The 16,358-nt window shown below is 54.8% G+C and carries 18 protein-coding genes; 9 read left to right on the forward strand and 9 right to left on the reverse strand.

Annotated elements, in window-relative coordinates; genetic code table 11:
* The first annotated feature begins 123 nt into the window (after window positions 1-123).
* Together KSF73_10645 and KSF73_10650 are read left to right on the forward strand one after the other, a co-directional pair.
* Entirely contained in the window at window positions 124-1,203 is a 1,080-nt protein-coding gene (locus KSF73_10645) for a hypothetical protein (protein MBV1776169.1), read from the forward strand.
* 66 nt (window positions 1,204-1,269) lie between these two features.
* Entirely contained in the window at window positions 1,270-2,526 is a 1,257-nt protein-coding gene (locus tag KSF73_10650) for a hypothetical protein (protein MBV1776170.1), read from the forward strand.
* A gap of 140 nt (window positions 2,527-2,666) precedes the next feature.
* On the opposite strand, the gene KSF73_10655 is transcribed toward KSF73_10650, so the two are convergent.
* Window positions 2,667-3,065, reverse strand: a complete 399-nt coding sequence (locus tag KSF73_10655; protein MBV1776171.1) for a DP-EP family protein — start codon at window positions 3,063-3,065, stop codon at window positions 2,667-2,669.
* Entirely contained in the window at window positions 3,062-6,319 is a 3,258-nt protein-coding gene (locus KSF73_10660) for a winged helix-turn-helix domain-containing protein (protein ID MBV1776172.1), read from the reverse strand. Before KSF73_10660 ends, KSF73_10655 begins: the two co-directional genes overlap by 4 nt.
* Before the next feature lie 159 nt (window positions 6,320-6,478).
* Between KSF73_10660 and KSF73_10665 the strand changes: the two genes are divergently transcribed.
* From KSF73_10665 to KSF73_10690, 6 genes are all read left to right on the forward strand, one after another.
* The gene (locus KSF73_10665) at window positions 6,479-7,171 is read left to right on the forward strand and encodes a hypothetical protein (GenBank protein ID MBV1776173.1); all 693 of its coding nucleotides are present in this window, start codon (window positions 6,479-6,481) and stop codon (window positions 7,169-7,171) included.
* Window positions 7,172-7,648: 477 nt separating this feature from the next.
* On the forward strand, window positions 7,649-8,479 hold the full coding sequence (locus KSF73_10670; protein MBV1776174.1) for a hypothetical protein: 831 nt from the start codon (window positions 7,649-7,651) through the stop codon (window positions 8,477-8,479).
* A 207-nt stretch (window positions 8,480-8,686) separates the two neighbouring features.
* Complete coding sequence (locus KSF73_10675) at window positions 8,687-9,085, forward strand: hypothetical protein (protein MBV1776175.1); 399 nt, start codon at window positions 8,687-8,689, stop codon at window positions 9,083-9,085.
* On the forward strand, window positions 9,082-9,522 hold the full coding sequence (locus KSF73_10680; GenBank protein MBV1776176.1) for a curli production assembly/transport protein CsgE: 441 nt from the start codon (window positions 9,082-9,084) through the stop codon (window positions 9,520-9,522). Before KSF73_10675 ends, KSF73_10680 begins: the two co-directional genes overlap by 4 nt.
* Window positions 9,523-9,551: 29 nt before the next feature.
* A complete protein-coding gene (locus KSF73_10685; GenBank protein ID MBV1776177.1) occupies window positions 9,552-9,971 on the forward strand; it encodes a curli assembly protein CsgF in 420 nt (139 codons plus the stop codon).
* A gap of 35 nt (window positions 9,972-10,006) precedes the next feature.
* Window positions 10,007-10,849, forward strand: coding sequence for a curli production assembly/transport protein CsgG (locus KSF73_10690; GenBank protein MBV1776178.1), 843 nt, complete (start codon window positions 10,007-10,009; stop codon window positions 10,847-10,849).
* A 103-nt stretch (window positions 10,850-10,952) separates the two neighbouring features.
* On the opposite strand, the gene KSF73_10695 is transcribed toward KSF73_10690, so the two are convergent.
* The gene (locus KSF73_10695) at window positions 10,953-11,528 is read right to left on the reverse strand and encodes a hypothetical protein (protein MBV1776179.1); all 576 of its coding nucleotides are present in this window, start codon (window positions 11,526-11,528) and stop codon (window positions 10,953-10,955) included.
* A 271-nt stretch (window positions 11,529-11,799) separates the two neighbouring features.
* Here KSF73_10695 and KSF73_10700 point away from each other — a divergent pair, with 271 nt between their 5' ends.
* On the forward strand, window positions 11,800-12,741 hold the full coding sequence (locus KSF73_10700; GenBank protein ID MBV1776180.1) for a LysR family transcriptional regulator: 942 nt from the start codon (window positions 11,800-11,802) through the stop codon (window positions 12,739-12,741).
* 55 nt (window positions 12,742-12,796) lie between these two features.
* Here the strand turns inward: KSF73_10700 and KSF73_10705 are convergent, their stop codons facing one another.
* From KSF73_10705 to KSF73_10730, 6 genes are all read right to left on the reverse strand, one after another.
* The gene (locus KSF73_10705) at window positions 12,797-12,967 is read right to left on the reverse strand and encodes a hypothetical protein (protein ID MBV1776181.1); all 171 of its coding nucleotides are present in this window, start codon (window positions 12,965-12,967) and stop codon (window positions 12,797-12,799) included.
* A gap of 86 nt (window positions 12,968-13,053) precedes the next feature.
* The gene (locus KSF73_10710; GenBank protein MBV1776182.1) at window positions 13,054-13,569 is read right to left on the reverse strand and encodes a DUF523 domain-containing protein; all 516 of its coding nucleotides are present in this window, start codon (window positions 13,567-13,569) and stop codon (window positions 13,054-13,056) included.
* Complete coding sequence (locus KSF73_10715; GenBank protein ID MBV1776183.1) at window positions 13,559-14,050, reverse strand: cupin domain-containing protein; 492 nt, start codon at window positions 14,048-14,050, stop codon at window positions 13,559-13,561. Before KSF73_10715 ends, KSF73_10710 begins: the two co-directional genes overlap by 11 nt.
* On the reverse strand, window positions 14,040-14,339 hold the full coding sequence (locus tag KSF73_10720; protein MBV1776184.1) for a hypothetical protein: 300 nt from the start codon (window positions 14,337-14,339) through the stop codon (window positions 14,040-14,042). The genes KSF73_10715 and KSF73_10720 overlap by 11 nt, the downstream gene beginning before the upstream one ends.
* 103 nt (window positions 14,340-14,442) lie before the next feature.
* Entirely contained in the window at window positions 14,443-15,570 is a 1,128-nt protein-coding gene (locus KSF73_10725) for an aminotransferase class V-fold PLP-dependent enzyme (GenBank protein MBV1776185.1), read from the reverse strand.
* A 244-nt stretch (window positions 15,571-15,814) separates the two neighbouring features.
* Entirely contained in the window at window positions 15,815-16,282 is a 468-nt protein-coding gene (locus KSF73_10730; GenBank protein ID MBV1776186.1) for a hypothetical protein, read from the reverse strand.
* Window positions 16,283-16,358 lie beyond the last annotated feature (76 nt).

A 16,358-nucleotide genomic window follows, 5' to 3' on the forward strand; every position in this document is an offset into this window, starting at 1 on the left:
TACCGCATCAATGGTGCTGCAAAACCACGAGGGTAGGGGAAAGCGGATGGATGCAATGATCTCGGCTGTGTGCCGCCATCCGGATCTCAGTATTGCTTACAGGAATGCATCAGGAGATATCACATGTTCAATAAATGGCATTTACTCAAGGCGTGTCTGGTTCTGGCTCCCGGCTTTGCCGCTGCCGGCACACTCTACGAGACTCAGGCCGCCAGCAATGTAACCGATACAACGGCCCGGCTAAATGGCAATGCGCAATCATCAGTGGGCGTGAGTGGTGAATTCTTTTTCTGGGGCACCAGTCCGGATAACCTGAACAAGTCTGGCGTTGCCAATCCTCAGGGCGTTCAAGGTCCGGTGACACTGGATGTCAGCGGTCTTAACTGTGCTACCACATATTATTTCAAGTTTCTGGGTGATCCCAAGCCACCCTTCCCGACAGTGCAAGGCGAGGTACTGAGCTTTGCGACTGCCGCGTGTAAACCGGCAGTCGGCACCGGCACCTCGTATCAATCGGTTGCAGCCACCAACATTACCAGCAGCAGCGCGCAACTTAACGGCTTTGCCCGTTCCATCTATGGCGTAAGCGGTACACGGTTTGTGTATGGCCCGACTACCAGCTATGGCAATACCGCACTGACCAGCCAGCAGGGTGTTCAGGGCCCGCAATCGGCGACCATTTCCGGCCTGAACTGCGGCTCGGTGTATCACTATGCATTTCAGGGCGATGCCAAACCGCCACTCGCGACGGTACAGGGTAAGGATCTGTCATTTACGACGCAGCCATGTACCAACACCGTGGTTGGCTTTACAGGCCCCTTTGCCGCTGACAAATGGCTGACAGGTTCCAATTCGCCAATCAATCTGGTTGATTTCTCGGCCATGCCCGAGCGCGCGGTACTGCGTAATTACCAGCCCTGGTACCAAAGCGGTGCAGTTATGGAAATTCCTTCCATGCCTTATTCGGGTCGCGTGACGTTCAGTTACACCGTCAGCAATGTCACTGACTCCTGCCCGCCCGGCTACATGATCAACAATGTCATGACCAGTCTGCCGCTGTCAGACGGCAATGCACAGGTCAATGTGCGCGCAGGTGAGGCCTTCCGCATCACGCTCAATGGCTCGGCCAGCGACATGATCTGCCGTCTGCCGGGTGTGCAGGCCACCTTCAGCATCTACAACTTCCGCTTCACCGCCAATTGATGTTCTGAGGTGCGCGCACATTCAGTCTAAGTCGCCGCGCACCTGTTCCGACTCAAGGAGACCAGCATGAATATGTCCATGAAAGCACTGCCATTTGCCGTTGTGATTGCGCTGTCAGGTTTTGCCGCCGCTGACAGTCAGCAAGTGACTACCCTGAATCAGTCCGGTAACGGCAATCAGGCTGCCATCGAACAGGTATATGGCGATACGGGAAATGGCTCGCAAACCAGCGTGACCCAAACCGGTAACACCAACACGGCCATGACGCTGCAGTCCAATGTGGTTCAGGGCAATCTGGTTTTGCTGCAGAACGGGAGCAGCAATGATGCCAAGCTGAGGCAGCAGAATTCGAATCAGGCAAGCGCAAGCGTTGCTCAAACCGGTGGCACCAATACCTCGGTGGTTAAGCAGGATAATGTGACGGGTCTGACTGCCGCTGGTGCATTTAATGTGCTGCTGGAACAGAACGGCAATGCCAATGCTGCCGATATCAACCAGCGCAATAGCAACGCCGGTATTACTGTTCGTCAGACCAATCAGGCGAATCAAGCCAAGGTGGCCACCACCACGATTGAAAACAGCAATCTAGAAATTACGCAAAATGGCACGGCAAATCAGGCGTTTGCAACCCTGACCGATGTGCACAACCTATCAACGGTCAGCACCAATTTTGATAGCATCAATCAAACTGGCGTGGGTAATGTCGCCAATCTTTACCAAAGCAATGTGAACGGCTCGTTTGCAGTGATCGATCAGCAGGGCACTTCCAGCCAGGCAGGTGTCACCCAGATTGGCGTGAGCTTTGCCGGTAGCGCTCAGGCCGGTGCCACGATTCGCCAGGATGGCACGGCCAACAATGCCAATGCCAGCATCTGGCAGGGGCAAACCAGCGATACGGTGGCCAGCATTCAGCAAGGCGGGAATGGCTCGCTGGCAGCAAGTAGCCAGACGGGTGTCTCTGGTGCATCGGCCCGGATTCAGCAAGCTGCCGATTTCTCATCTGCCAGCATCATTCAGACTGGCGGTGCGGGTAGCAATGGTGTGATCAATCAGTCTGGTTCACTGCTGTCTGCAGTAGTGACACAGGATGGCGATAACCACAGGGCCAACGTGAATCAGACCGGAGATGGTCACGTGGCCGATCTGGGTCAGACCGGTAGCAGTCAGGTTGCAACTATCGTGCAATCGGGCAGCAACAACTGGACGTGGGCCACTCAGGCAGGTTCAGGCAACCAGCTGACCGTGACCCAGAGTGGCGTTGGCCAGCAAGCACTGGTCAGCCAGAGTGGTGCGGGTAATATCGGTTCCATTCTGCAGCACTGAGCGGCAGCCACTACCGGTTTAGGCGATTCGGCCTCTTCGGAGGCCGTTTTTGCGGATGCCACCGTGAGGAAACGTCCCGCCACAAGGCTGTGTGGCGGGGGGCGTACGGGCTGGAAGAAAGTCATCCGACCTTTAAGGAATTATTGCGGTGGGCGCGGACGGTTGATGACAGGGGGATCGCTTTCAATCGGCGCGTTGGGTGTAGCTGAATGTGCGTATTTTGCGACCAGTGTGAACCCAAATGTACGATCGTCCGTGCAGAGATCAGTGATCGTGACAGAGCCGTTTGCAACGTCAATCGACACATTGGAAACTTCAGATGTAATGTTGCCGTGTGGGCCGGCCACCATATTGGCATAGACCAATGTAAAGCCTGCAGCTTGTGATGCTGCATCGAGCTGATAGGTGACTTCGCCAGCGCCACTTAGCTTGACCAGTCCATCAGCACCAATGCCATTGCCTGAGTAGCTCCAGCTGTAGACGGGCGAGGTGGAGTCGGATGCGGTAATTGTGACAATGACAACGAAATTGTTGCTCATAACTGTTTCCCATGTTGGTGTGAAAGTAGTGCTTGAAAATCAGTCTGACGATAGCCCATTGCATCCAGCCGTTGAATGTCGGTACGAACAGCTTGAAGACGGCCAGCACATGCATGTGCTTCGACCCATATTGCAGTCATCACATGACCGATATACTGTCGATGGAATGGCTCCATTAATTGAATCGCTTTCGAACATGCGGATTCTCGTGTGCGTGCATCACTTCGTACAGTGTCAGCCAGTAACAATCGTGCTTGAGCCAGCGCTTGCTGACGTGGATGCGCTGCTGATACTTTGCTTGCCAGCAACTGCCGGGCTGCTATCAGCGAGCGATTGTCGATGGTGCCAAGGTGTAGGTATGAAATGTGCGCCATTTCGAGATAGTTATCTATTCGCAGCCAGAATAAGTCGATATCCGATTGCGCGGCAGGATTTCGCTCAATTGACCTGATAACCGATTCAAGTTGTGTCCGTGCAGCTGCGGGATTTTCGCTGGCCTGCAAGATGGCACTGAGCGATTGACTAAATTGCGCTAGTGAGAACCACAATGTATTGGCTGGATCTTGAGCGAGTAGATCATGCGCATGGCGATTGGCAGCGAGTGTGATCTGCTGTGCAGATGCCAAATTACCCATCGCATATAGCAATTTGGCCTGACGAATCTGTGATGAGGCAAGGCGCCAAACATAATCGGTGTCGCTTGATTGCGACTGTAGCAATTCGGAGAGCTGCCTTGCCTCCTGTTCGAAGTCATCGAGCGCATTCTGGAGATGCCCTGTCTGCTCCGACAATGACCCCCGCCACGACAAATCATTCGCATAATCCGCACGTAGTACGCGATCATTCGGACGACGGGCGATTGCCATGAGCTTTAAACGAATGGCTTCCTGAATGCGGCTGGATGCTTCATCAAACTTGCGCAGATTGAGCGCGGTGGTAGCCAGCGCGCCATGCGCATAGGATGTTTCAATCCAAGCATCGGGACTCTCGGGATCGAGACGCTGCATGCGTTGTGCAAACTGCAAATAGCGCTGATAGTGCTGGTGGGCATTGGCGTCCCGGCCTTTATCGGCCTCCGCCTGACCCTGCCAGAAGGCAATGGCGCCCAGATCCTTCAGTAACGCAGCCTGTTCGCCATCCTGTTGCAGGCTGTAGTTCAGCAGCGACTGTGCCTGCGCCAATGCGCGCGCTGCCGCCTCTGTCTGGCCTTGAGAGCGCGCAACTTCGGCAATGGTGAGCAGGGCGCGTGCGCGGTGATTGCGCGAGGCTGAATTCAGGGACTCAGGGCTTTGCAAGGAGAGCTGGTTGAGTGCCTTGTCTCCTACCCCTTTGAGCAGATCCAGTCTGCCTAGTGGGCGCAACTGATCGACCAGATCGCCCAGCATGTATCCCATCAGTTCCTCTGCTTCACGACGGCGTTCAAGCGCCTGACCTTCGGCGCGATGTGCTTGCCAGCCCAGAATGATGGCGACGCTGCCGAGCATGAAGAATCCGCTCATAAAGGTTGTTCGCACGCGCTGCAGGCGTTGCTTACGCTTGAGTGATGCCTGAATAAGTGCGCGGGTCGCGTCGCCAATCGGCAGATGATCCTCGGCTAGCAGTGTTTGTGCCTCCCTCAGCGCCTGACTGCGCTGGATCAGCTGATCGCTCGGCCGACCTGCGGCCTCCCAGTGCCGGGCATGTTCATGCAGGCGCGTACGCAGCGCGAGTGCCTGGCGGTGCTGGGTAATCCAGTCAACCACGCGTGGCCACTTTCGTAGCAGGGCTTCATGCACCACACCGAACACGGCGGTTTCCCTATCCCCTGTGCTGACCAGTAATCGGGCTTCCACAAGGGCTTGTACCAGTTGGCGTTCGGCCTCGCTGATCAGGGTATCCCAGCGTACCCGGTGGCTGCTGGCGGGAGCATCGGGATGTTTGAGCGCAACCAGCAGCGATAACACGCGGGGCAGGGCGGACTGGGCTACTTCGGGGAGTGCCTGCAAAACCGCTTCTGCCCGATGCCCGAGCGCGCCTTCCATCCCGCCCAGCTCGAGATAGGCTGCAACGGTCAGTGCATGGTCAGGGCTGCGCCGGAGATAGAGCTCGTGCAGCACATATTGCAGCAGCGGCAGGGTATCGCCCCCGCTGGCCGCATCATTGCACAGCAGGTCATCCAGCCGTGCGTGACTGGCATCATCCATGCCGAAATGTAATCCGGCAGCCCGCGCAGGCTGGCGAATCATGAGTGCGACATCGGCATGGGTCGGCGGCAGCAAGTCGACATGTCCACCCTGCGACTTGCCTCGCATAAGCTGCGCCCGTGCAGTCAGTTCGGGATAGAAATCATTGCGGCAGGCATGGATCACCAGAACGTGGCCGGAGGCGGCAAGCGCGTCGATGCAGGCAAGAAAGCGTGCCTCATCCTCGGCCGGTATAGCGTCGTGTGCGAACAATGCCTCCAGCTGGTCGATGAATAGCGCGAACCGGTTGCGTGCGTCCCCCGACAGCGCCCGCCTGATATGCGGCAAGACTGTTGCAGGTGCATCGGCGAGGTCCCGGCTCAGGAGATCTGCGGTATAGCCATCGAATACGGGTTTTCCGTCGATTTCCAGATCGAGCAAGGTACTACCCAGTGCCACCGGCAATGGCAATCCGCCAAGGTCGCCCAGTGCGAGCGAGACGGACTGCAGAACACGACAGAATGCCTGCGGTCTTGTCAGGGCAGGCAAAACACCCGCTTGAATGAGTGAGGACTTGCCACTTCCGCTGGCACCTAGCAGCACGACCTGCGCATAGCCTGCAGCCGAAGTCGCCTCAAGTGATGCGCATACTGACTGAATGGCCTGGTCGCGACCAAAAAAAACATCCGCATGCGCCGCGTCAAATGCAGCAAGGCCGCAAAAGGGAGAGCCCGCTTGCCAGCTGCTTGCTGCAACCTGAGTCATTTGACCCGAAGGAAAGCGAACGGCGGCAACGGTGCGATATCCGCGTTTGCGAATGGTTTCGATGTATTGCGGTGCGGATGCACGATCGCCCAGTACTGTACGTAACTGGGTAATCGCCTTGTGCAGCTGGTTCTCGCCAACCACGGCATTGCCCCAGCAACGTCGCAACAGCGTCTCGGCACTCACCACTTCGCCGGCTTCCTGGCAGAGCGCCACCAGTACATCCATGGCGCGCGGTTCGATTTGAGCGTGAATATCGCCGCGAGTCAGCGTGGATGACCCCGGTTCAACCTGCCAGTCACCAAACAGGAATGATCCTTCGCGCATGTACTTTCCCACCCGATGGCATACCAAACGAGGCCGGATGATCTCATACATTCTTTCAATGCAATTTACGATTACAGTCGATTATGACAATGGGTTGCGATTGCATGCGCAAACACAACAGGCAAAAGGGTGACCCTTTGTCCGGATGAATTGCCCTTCATGGCGAATCCGCCTAATCAGAAAGTCAGGGTAAAGGGGAAATCGGCCATGCGCGGCATGAAGGGTGTCTTTGTTTCGTGTTTACTCATGTCGATTCTGCTTGCTCGTGCAGCGGAGTCTGGTGCTGCCCTGAGTCTGCAGCAAACCGGAACAGGGCAGGTGGCAGTGGTGGATCAGCATGAAGCCCGTGAGAGCTCCATCCTGAGTACTCAGTTGGGGCAGTCAAATGAAGTGACCTTCACTCAGGTGCAAAGCCTGTCTGCACGCATCGCGCTGAATCAGTCAGGACTGGGGAATCAAGCCGCGATGCTGCAAAGTCACCTCCAGCAGTCGTCTATTTCAGTGCAGCAGGACGGGTCTGGCCTGAAAGCCAGTGTGACACAACGTGACTCGGCAGATGTGGCGGCGCTCGTTGTGCAACACGGCCAAATGCAGGACGGGATTGTCATGCAATCGGGCGTGCAGCTGCGAGTGGATATTGTGCAGTCAGGTATTGCAAATGAATTGCTCCTGAATCAATCGGGCACAAATCTGATGGCCAGACTGGTTCAGGATGGATCCGGCCTGACCGTGCATGCCGCAGAGCTCGGGATAGACAACGTGATGCAGCTTTCGCAATCAGGTAAAGGCGGATTGATCATTCTGCAGCAGTCTGGTCAGGGAAATCGGATAACTGTGATTCAGCGCAATTGATGAAAAAATCTGTGTTGCAGTTTACCGTTACCGCTGGAAATGTATGTTTCGTGCAACTTTTATGCACATATCAGCATTCGATATATAGATAATGATGACTACATTTCATTTTGTTCAATTTTGTAAAAATTAGCCATTCTATCGGTTTTCCTCGAGAAATCTTCGTAAGCCCTTTACCTTTTTTTACCCGTCAATTCCAATGCTGACGCCCCGCTTGGGCGTGCGCACGGTCATTTCGCATTGACTGCGTCTTATGCATATTTGAAATTAAATAATATCGCCAGGTACGAATGATTCTGAAAATAAGAATATAACGATGGATAGGTCGTCGTTGATGACGGCGAGGGACATGCTTTAGTCTTGTAAATCAATTTCGGCATGCATGTTTATATGGTTGTTTATCTATTTAAACATTTCATCGATTTAGCATGGCTGTACAGAGGGCGTTTTGCCTGATTATTTATCGAAGGAGAAATGATGAAACTGAAGTTCCTTGCAGTTGCTATTTCATGTGTATCATCCGTAGTGGCTTTTGCTGATCCCTCGCTGACTGTTTACCAAAATGGCTCCAGCAATCAGCTTTCGGTGTCGCAACCGACCAACTATTACGGCTATGGTAGCAACGACAGCACATACATCCAGCAAAATGGTTCGGGTAATCGGACAAATGTTCAGCAGGTGTCGCAGTATAACTGGAGTGCAAGCTCTGTTAATGTGAGTCAGGATGGCACCAACAATCAGGCGAATGCCAGCCAGACAGAATCGGCTAATTCCAGTGCTTCGCTGTATCAGTCCGGTTATAACCTGGCCACCAGCGTCAGTCAGTATTACTCGGCAAACAGTGCGGGCAGCGTGACTCAGCAAGGTAACGATAGCTATGCTTCCATTACTCAGAATTACGGCTACGCACAATCTGCTTCCATCAATCAATCCGGTTCGTTCCTGAATGCATCGATTAGTCAGGACGGATCGTACAACAATGCAAATGTGAATCAGTATGGCTACGCCAATTCTGTTTCCGTCTCGCAAAGCGGCTCCGGTAACAATGCGTATGTGAATCAGTATGATTCGCTGAACAATGTGTCTCTGGGTCAATTTGGCACAAATAACTATGCCTATATTACTCAAAGCGAGCAGGGAAATACCCTGAGTGCCAGTCAGTATGGCAATGGCAATAACCTGAACCTGACACAGAATGGCTACAGCAACCAGCTGTATGTGACCCAGAACAACAGCTACTACGGTTCTGGCAAGCAACTGACTGTGAATCAGGGTGGTTACGGTAACTACCTGAACATTAACCAGTAATCTGGTTTAATGGAAGAAGCCAGATGCTAGCCATCGGAAGGCGTCTGGCTTGTCTTGCATGTGCAACGAAGATCAAGTGCTGAATATGTGTTTGTCTGGATTGATGGAATAATGGGTACGATCGATCAAGCAATACCACAGTAACGCTGAGCTGTGTAATTGTTTCATTGATTAAGCATGTTCTAATTTATTAAGTCTCTGCGATCTATGGATAAGCTGCGTTTGTATGGTCTATTTGCATTTTATTTAGGTGCTACCCTGCTGCACGCCGCCGATCTCGGCGCAGGTGAAACCTGGGCGTCTGCTTCAGGTGCGGTTGCCGTACGACCGCAGTTGTCACATCCTTCGCACGCCGTTCAGGGGCATGCCCAAAGTGTGCACCAGGATGCCGCTTCCTTGCTGAATCCGCATCCCGATACCGTCGCAACAATCCAGCAAAAGGGCGACTTCAATCAAGCCGATATTCGCCAGAATGGCGTGGGGCAGAGCGCTTCGCTGACACAGATCGGCAATCGCAATACTGCCAGCATTACGCAGAATGCCGACAATCAGAAGATTGTAGTGACTCAGACCGGTAATGGTGGCCAGTTCCGGATTGTGCGATGAGCAAACGTCGCCTGTATGTCCGCTGCATGGCATGGCTGCTGTGTATAACGGGCTGTGCATATTTGCCTGCATACAGTGCAGATGAATTGCCCCCTGCCGAAGTGGGCGGGATGCTGATTGATCGTACCTTCAGCGCGGCAGGCTCGGCTTTTTACAAAGAATTCTCTGTCCGCTGGAATGAGTTGGCCGTGCTGACCGGTAACGTCAATGTCAGCATCTTCGAGCAGCCACAGATGCGCGGCGGTACCCGCGCCATCATTGAAATGGATGGCAAGGCAGTGGTGATTGTGCCGCTTCAGCCAGGCCGGCCAGCACCGGCACAGGCTGCGGTAGAGGCTGCGATCACCCGCATTTCGGTACTGCTGGGGCAGGGCTACATAGATGAAGTGGCAAAGCCATTGCCACTCGATGATCAGGGAGATGCGCGCGGCTGGTGATGGCGCCTGCGTGCAGACAGGAGAAGGACATGAATGTATTTCGATGGATAAAGTGTGGTTCGCTGATGGCAGTCTCGATTGCCGCGGTCGCCAGTCCGCTGGTGTATACGCCGGTGAACCCGAATTTCGGCGGCAATCCCATGAACGGCACCATGCTGATGTCGGAAGCGCAAGCCAATAACCGGCATAAAGCGCCTGTTTCAACGGGGCAGCAGGATACCCAGCTTGATCAGTTCAACCAGATTCTGCAACAGGCGATTCTGGGCCGCCTGGCCTCATCGGTGACGTCCAAGCTGGTGGATAACAAAGGCAATCTGATTCCCGGCGTCTTTGAAACCGAGAGTTTCATTATCCAGATCGTGGCGCTTGCCAGCGGCGTGCTGCAAGTGACCACCACAGACAAAACCACGGGTCAGAGCACCACCTTCCAGATCAGTTCCAATCCATGATTCGCCCGACCGTACATGCAGTGACAGGAAAAAATATGCATCACCCCTATGGCGTGACCCTCAAGAAGTGGCTGAGCCTCACGTTTATTGCCACCCTGCTGGCAGGTTGCGCTTCAAACCGGATCGAGCTGCCAAACGATAAAGCCGTCCCTTTGAAAATGACCGAGTCCGAACGCGACTTGCGCGCCCTGCCCAAAGCCAAGGGGAAGGTCTTTGTCTCGGTGTATGCCTTCCGCGATCAGACAGGCCAGTTCAAGCCTGCACCGGAAAGTGTGTACTCGACTGCGGTGACACAAGGTGCAACAGCCTGGTTGGTGAAAGCGCTGTCAGACTCGGGCTGGTTTATGCCGGTAGAGCGGGAGAACCTGCAAAATCTGCTCACCGAACGGAAAATCTGGCGTGCAGTCGATCCTGAAAAGGAAAAGACGAGTCCGCTGCCGCAACTCACGCCTGCGCCGATCGTGATTGAAGGTGCAGTCACCAGCTATGAAAGCGATGTGAGTACCGGCGGTCATGGCATCGATTTCATGGGGTACAAGCTATCGGATATCTATCGTGCCGATCAGGTGACAGTGACGCTTCGAGCGGTGAACGTGCGCGATGGCGTAGTGCTGGCGAATGTAATTTCATCCAAAAAGATCTGGTCGAGCCAGTTCAATGCCGGCGTGTTCCGTTATGTGGCGTATAACAGGTTGCTACAGATGGAAACCGGCTACACCCGCAACGAGCCGGCACAGCTGTGTGTGAAAGAAGCCATTGAAGCGGCGGTCACCATGCTGGTGGCCAAGGGCATCCATGATGGCTTGTGGACACCCGAGGATGTACAGTCACCGCAGATGTCGATTCTGGAGAAGTATCGGGAAGAGTCGGGTGGGTGAGTGTGTATGCGTGATGAAAGAAGGACGCAATAGGCGTCCTTCTTTCATCAAAGCGGCGATCGTGCACGCTTGAATGGGGTTGGGATAAGTATCGCTCAACTCCTTAGTCGACCAAGGGCACCTGCTGCGGTAAGGGCAGGGATGCGCTTTCCGATTCCCAGGTTTCGCTCAAAATCCAGAAGCGGCTACCGTCAAAGTAAAGTTGAATGCTATTGATGCCTCGTCCGATGCTGGGGCCATCCGGTGTGCGACGTGTGTCGTAATAGCTGAAAACGTGATACATGCTGCCGTAGCGGCGTACTTCCCGTCGTGTTTCAAATTCATAAAAACCGGGTGCATAGACGGGGGCACTCCAGACGTGAAATTCCGGAACAGACATGCGCCGTATTACGGCACGCCCATCTGCATCGCGATCGGGCACCATCAGCTGAGCGTCGGGGTGATGCAAGGAACGATCGCGCGCTACATCGCGCGCTTGTCCCGCTGGACCGGAAACCACTTCGTAGTAGGCACGCATCAGGCCATCGATGCTGCGGACATCATTCGGGCGAGCCTGTGCGACACCGCTGGACTGGCTGACTGATGGCACTATATCGGTCTGAGCTGACGACGCCGCTGACATAAAGAATGCCGCACTCAATGCAAGTGCGCTGAATGAGGGTGAAAATCGATTAAGCATGTTCTGTCTCCTGGGGCATCCCGACCAGTAATGGGTCAGGTCAGTTTTTACTGAGGAGGCGACTGTATTGGTCCCTGCAGGAAGTAGCAATTCAAGGTTCTTCACCATGGTGGTGAGATATCGCGCTGCAGAGGTAATTCACCACTCTGGTGAAGAAATGGCGCTGCGTCCAGCTGAGGCTGCCAGCTATACTGGCAGCGTGCCGGGGTGAAGATCGTTGACCTAGACAGACTTGTAAACACACTGAAAACGAATGCTTGAAGGAAAGCTGATGCGCCGTATGCCGGGCTTGAATGATTTGAGGGTGTTCGAAGCGGCAGCGCGGTTGCAAAATTTTCGTCAGGCAGCCGAGGCGCTGCATCTAACCCATGGCGCAGTGAGCCATCGCGTGCGCACCCTGGAAGATCAACTTGGAGTGAGCCTGTTTGACCGTCAGGAGGCGATGCGTCTGACAGCAGCTGGAAGAGAATTGTATTCAGCCACAACCCGTGCCTTAAATACACTTACGGATGCGCTGGACCGGATCGACCAGCATTATCGTGATCAACCCGGCGTTGTCCGGTTATCGGTCCTTCCAACTTTTGCCTCTCACTTTCTGGTACCGCGTTTGCCCGCATTCCAGCAGATTCATCCGAACTGTCATTTGCGGATTGAAGCTACGACTGCATTGGCCGGTTTCGGTGAACAGGGCGTGGACGTGAGTGTGCGCTATGGAAAGGGTACATGGCCGAATCTGCATGCAGAACCCTTGATGCATGAGTGCTATTACCCGGTGGCTTCCCCCTCTTTTCTGGCGCGTTTTCCCGAGCGGAAAATCGAGGACTTGTGCAAGATGCCTTTGATCGGGGTGGAGGTAGCATATGACTTCGGCGTCAGTTGGAGCGCCTTATTTTCTGCAATGAGGCTATCCGCCAGCCCGACCTTGGCGCTGACCATGTTTGATGATAGTGCACTGGCCGTGTTGGCTGCCGAACAGGGCATGGGGGTGGCACTGGGCAGGCACAGCATGGTTCACGCCAGCATCCGCAGCGGCAAACTACAGCGTGTGTTTGATGTAGGCATGCGCGGCCAATTTCACCATTACCTAGTACGCCGTGAAATGCGGCCCAACAACCTTTCGGTTCAAACACTGATCGACTGGCTGCATGCCGAATGTGAGCAATTTCAGTGCGAAAGTCAGGGTGACCTTGATGGCATACGCTGGCTAGACTAGCGTTGCGGCGCCATCCTTGTGACCGGAGCATCCATTGCAATCGACCGCAATTACGCTAGGCACGGCACATATCCTCCTCCATGAGCATTCGAAGCGTCAGTTGCTCCACCATCATCTGCCGTGCCGCAGCTTCGTCCTGATACCCGATGACCTGCACGCAATCCTGCCCGTCAAAAATCCGGAAGCCGAATTGTCCATCAGGTGAATGTATGATTTCTCCGTTCATTTTCGTTCAATGTCTTCAAACTGATTGCTACTACATGAGGGTGAGGCACAAAAATGCAAGTGAATCGCGGATGATACCGGTTGTGATTACAACGTGTGAGATGCGATGCGCTGCCAGTGGACCAATGCTTCATCCAGTGCATGCTCGCTAAAAACGGGTATACCAGCATCTCGAAGCACCGTGGTGCTAATGCCCTGACCGCTCACTTGGCCGCCATCAAACTGTCCGTTATAGACATAGCCGCTCCCGCAGGATGGACTGCCCTCTTTCAGTACCGCAAGACAAACCCCATGGGCTTTCGCTAACTTCAAAGCGGCTTGCGCGCCTCGAAGGAACGGTTCGCTGACATGTTGACCTGCCGCGCTGTGCAGGACGATGCGCCCTGATCGAACGGATTCAGGATCACCACCGCTGATGATTTCTGCCGGTAATCTGGGAACGGGTAAGCCACCGCTCACCTCGGGGCAAATTTTGACGAGGCAGTGTGTATTGATCCACATGGTGATGGCTGGATGATCGACCCCTTTGCTGCGTCCGTCATAGCGAACTGCATCACCCAGGAGGCAGGCACTGATAAGCACTGAAGGCGCCTTACTCTGCATTCATATCCCTAGCATCCGATTCACGCGAAAAATAGGGAACGGCGGCATCCGCGTGAAAGACCTTACGCAAAGAGCGATTGCCGCGCGGGCCCGCAATGGTAGCGACCTTATTAGAGTCCGGATATTCGCATGCTTCGACCTCGGCGACGGTCGATAAGGATAGGTAACGCAATGGCGTATTGCCGGTATTGATGATCTGGTGTGCGACCTCGGCGCCGCCGGTGGGGCAGGCGATGACGTCGTGTTTGCGCAGCGGATAACGCTCATGACCAAACCGCAATTCACCAGTGCCTTCAAGAATCAGGAACATTTCCTCTTCGGCGTGATGACTGTGAAAGGGGCACTGACTTTTCCCCGGTGGGACTTCGGTCAGGTTGTAGCCAAGCTTGCGCGCACCAATCAGGTCGCTGATCGTGGCACTTTTTCCTGCGAATAGCCCGTTATCATCCTCAAAATCAAATACAGCCTCGTCAAGATTCATCAGTGGACGCACAAAGATTCTCCCGTTGATTGGCACGCATCAGCCGAGCCTTCAGCATATTCGCAAACGGCAGACAAAGGCCAGCAATCATGATTGCAATGCCCGGCATCATGAAGATAAAGGCCAGCATCCCCGCGCCAATACTGTTGCCGCCCTGCTTTGTCGCCAGATAGAACACACTTGCTGCGATAAATACGCAGCACATGCCCGAATACATCAGCCGTTTCGTCCATCGTGAGATGACTACATGTCGACCGAGCGGCGTTAAAGCCAATAAGGCGCCAGCCATGAGCCAAAGCGGGAGAAACGCGAGTGTGCTCGGATGGAGATTCAGCGCAATGAGCGCAAACCACCCGAGCCACGCAAGTAGAAAGCTGTACAGCAGCATGTAATCAGGCGATTGAATTGAGCGTTTTTTCAAACGTATTGATCGTGCGATCGATGTCTGCCAGCTTATCGAGCCCGAACAATCCAAGCCGGAAAGTCTGGAAATCGCTGCCTTCATCGCATTGCAGGGGGACACCAGCTGCAATTTGCAAACCCAGTTCGGTGAATTTTTTGCCAGACTGCATGCCCGCATCACGGGTGTAGCTGACGACCACGCCGGGCGCCTGAAATCCCGCTGCGGCTACACTCGGGAATCCTTTGGCGACGAGCAGGGCGCGCACCCGGGCACCCAGTTCGGCTTGCTGCGCTTTAAGCGTATCAAAGCCTACCTTCTGGGCTTCCTGAATGGCATCGCGAAGCTGCTTCAGCGCATCGGTCGGCATGGTGGCGTGATAGGCGAATCCGCCGTTCTCATACGTCTGCATGATTTGCAGCCATTTTTTCAGGTCGCAGGCGAAGCTGGTGCTCTGGGTGTGTTCGATGGCGGCCAAGGCACGATCGTTCAGCATCACCAACCCGGCACAGGGCGAGGCACTCCAGCCTTTTTGCGGCGCACTGATCAGAACGTCGACGCCCGTTTGCTGCATATTGACCCACATCGCGCCAGAGGCAATGCAGTCAAGCATCAGCATGCCACCGTGCTCATGTACTGCATCGGCCAGACCCTTGATGTAATCGTCCGGCAGCATCATGCCCGACGCGGTTTCTACGTGTGGCGCAAAGACCAGATCGGGCCGCATGTCGCGAATGGCGGCTTGCGCTTCGGCCAAAGGTACGGGCGCAAAGGGCGCCTGAGCACTAGCCTCGCTGCGACGAGCCTTCAATACATGAGCTTCGGAGGGAATGTTTCCCATTTCGAAGATCTGTGTCCAGCGGAAGCTAAACCAGCCATTGCGGATCACCAGGCATTTTTTGCCAGTGGCGAACTGACGCGCAACCGCCTCCATGCCATAGGTGCCGCTGCCCGGCACCACAATCGCAGCCTGTGCGCCATATACCTGTTTCAGTAGCGCGGAAATATCCTTCATGACGCCTTGGAAAGAGGCGGACATATGATTCAGCGCGCGGTCGGTATATACCACCGAATATTCCAGCAGACCATCCGGGTCTACATGAGGGAGCAGTCCAGCCATGGCAATCTCCTGATGCGTATGGGCATGACAATTGAGGGAATGCTGGATCATGCGGTGCAGCAAGGCGGGTTGCCAAGGGTAGTGGCTGGCCTGGCCATGGGCTGCGTGAAGTAATGGCAGCTGGAGCGTCTGGCATGATCAGCGGAAAAGATCATGCGGCAATGTAGCATTGTGCGGTGCGATTGCACAGTCAAGGCGGGAAAGGCAAGCCCCCTGAGTGTGGGGACTTGCCAACACGGCAGGATTAATTTGCCCGGTGTTCGGCGGATTTGATATAGGGCTCGCGTTTATCCATAGTCAGCGGCCAGGATAAGGGCACTGCATCGAGCGATTGCGCCCAGGCGTCTTTTTCGGCTGACTGCCATGCGCTCCGGATCATCGCCTCTTCGCTGCCCGGTTCGGATACCCGGGCTACACGCTGAGTCGACTGCCCGCGCGTGGCCGGTGTGCCGGGAAAAAGGTGGTCTTCAGGAAAGCGTTCATACACATCCATCGCGTTAGGCCAGCGCAGCACCATGTCGATCCGCTTCTCTTTCATGACCGCGCCATAGTGCGTCATGAATGCAGCTTGCCAGCGATCATGTCGCCATTCCAGAAACTCCGCCCAGCCAGACAGTGCAACACCGGCGGTGACAACGAGGCCGACAATGACCTTTGCGACGGCTTCACCCTTGCGGGCACGGGGGTCTTGTTCTGGTGTATGTGTGTTCATGTGTAGGTGTGGCCCGGGCGAGTTCGGGCCGGTTAGCTAGGATGCCGCGAATTATGACGCCTACCGGGGGACTTTG

This window comes from Burkholderiaceae bacterium DAT-1 (genome assembly GCA_019084025.1).
Taxonomy (GTDB): Bacteria; Pseudomonadota; Gammaproteobacteria; order Burkholderiales; family Chitinimonadaceae; genus DAT-1.

What these genes read in the sequence shown, in the direction of transcription:
- KSF73_10645 (MBV1776169.1), top strand. Translation starts at nt 124, where the DNA reads ATGTTCAATAAATGGCATTTACTCAAGGCGTGTCTGGTTCTGGCTCCC.
- KSF73_10650 (MBV1776170.1), top strand. Translation starts at nt 1,270, where the DNA reads ATGAATATGTCCATGAAAGCACTGCCATTTGCCGTTGTGATTGCGCTG.
- KSF73_10655 (MBV1776171.1), bottom strand. Translation starts at nt 3,065, where the DNA reads ATGAGCAACAATTTCGTTGTCATTGTCACAATTACCGCATCCGACTCC.
- KSF73_10660 (MBV1776172.1), bottom strand. Translation starts at nt 6,319, where the DNA reads ATGCGCGAAGGATCATTCCTGTTTGGTGACTGGCAGGTTGAACCGGGG.
- KSF73_10665 (MBV1776173.1), top strand. Translation starts at nt 6,479, where the DNA reads ATGGCGAATCCGCCTAATCAGAAAGTCAGGGTAAAGGGGAAATCGGCC.
- KSF73_10670 (MBV1776174.1), top strand. Translation starts at nt 7,649, where the DNA reads ATGAAACTGAAGTTCCTTGCAGTTGCTATTTCATGTGTATCATCCGTA.
- KSF73_10675 (MBV1776175.1), top strand. Translation starts at nt 8,687, where the DNA reads ATGGATAAGCTGCGTTTGTATGGTCTATTTGCATTTTATTTAGGTGCT.
- KSF73_10680 (MBV1776176.1), top strand. Translation starts at nt 9,082, where the DNA reads ATGAGCAAACGTCGCCTGTATGTCCGCTGCATGGCATGGCTGCTGTGT.
- KSF73_10685 (MBV1776177.1), top strand. Translation starts at nt 9,552, where the DNA reads ATGAATGTATTTCGATGGATAAAGTGTGGTTCGCTGATGGCAGTCTCG.
- KSF73_10690 (MBV1776178.1), top strand. Translation starts at nt 10,007, where the DNA reads ATGCATCACCCCTATGGCGTGACCCTCAAGAAGTGGCTGAGCCTCACG.
- KSF73_10695 (MBV1776179.1), bottom strand. Translation starts at nt 11,528, where the DNA reads ATGCTTAATCGATTTTCACCCTCATTCAGCGCACTTGCATTGAGTGCG.
- KSF73_10700 (MBV1776180.1), top strand. Translation starts at nt 11,800, where the DNA reads ATGCGCCGTATGCCGGGCTTGAATGATTTGAGGGTGTTCGAAGCGGCA.
- KSF73_10705 (MBV1776181.1), bottom strand. Translation starts at nt 12,967, where the DNA reads ATGAACGGAGAAATCATACATTCACCTGATGGACAATTCGGCTTCCGG.
- KSF73_10710 (MBV1776182.1), bottom strand. Translation starts at nt 13,569, where the DNA reads ATGCAGAGTAAGGCGCCTTCAGTGCTTATCAGTGCCTGCCTCCTGGGT.
- KSF73_10715 (MBV1776183.1), bottom strand. Translation starts at nt 14,050, where the DNA reads ATGAATCTTGACGAGGCTGTATTTGATTTTGAGGATGATAACGGGCTA.
- KSF73_10720 (MBV1776184.1), bottom strand. Translation starts at nt 14,339, where the DNA reads ATGGCTGGCGCCTTATTGGCTTTAACGCCGCTCGGTCGACATGTAGTC.
- KSF73_10725 (MBV1776185.1), bottom strand. Translation starts at nt 15,570, where the DNA reads ATGGCTGGACTGCTCCCTCATGTAGACCCGGATGGTCTGCTGGAATAT.
- KSF73_10730 (MBV1776186.1), bottom strand. Translation starts at nt 16,282, where the DNA reads ATGAACACACATACACCAGAACAAGACCCCCGTGCCCGCAAGGGTGAA.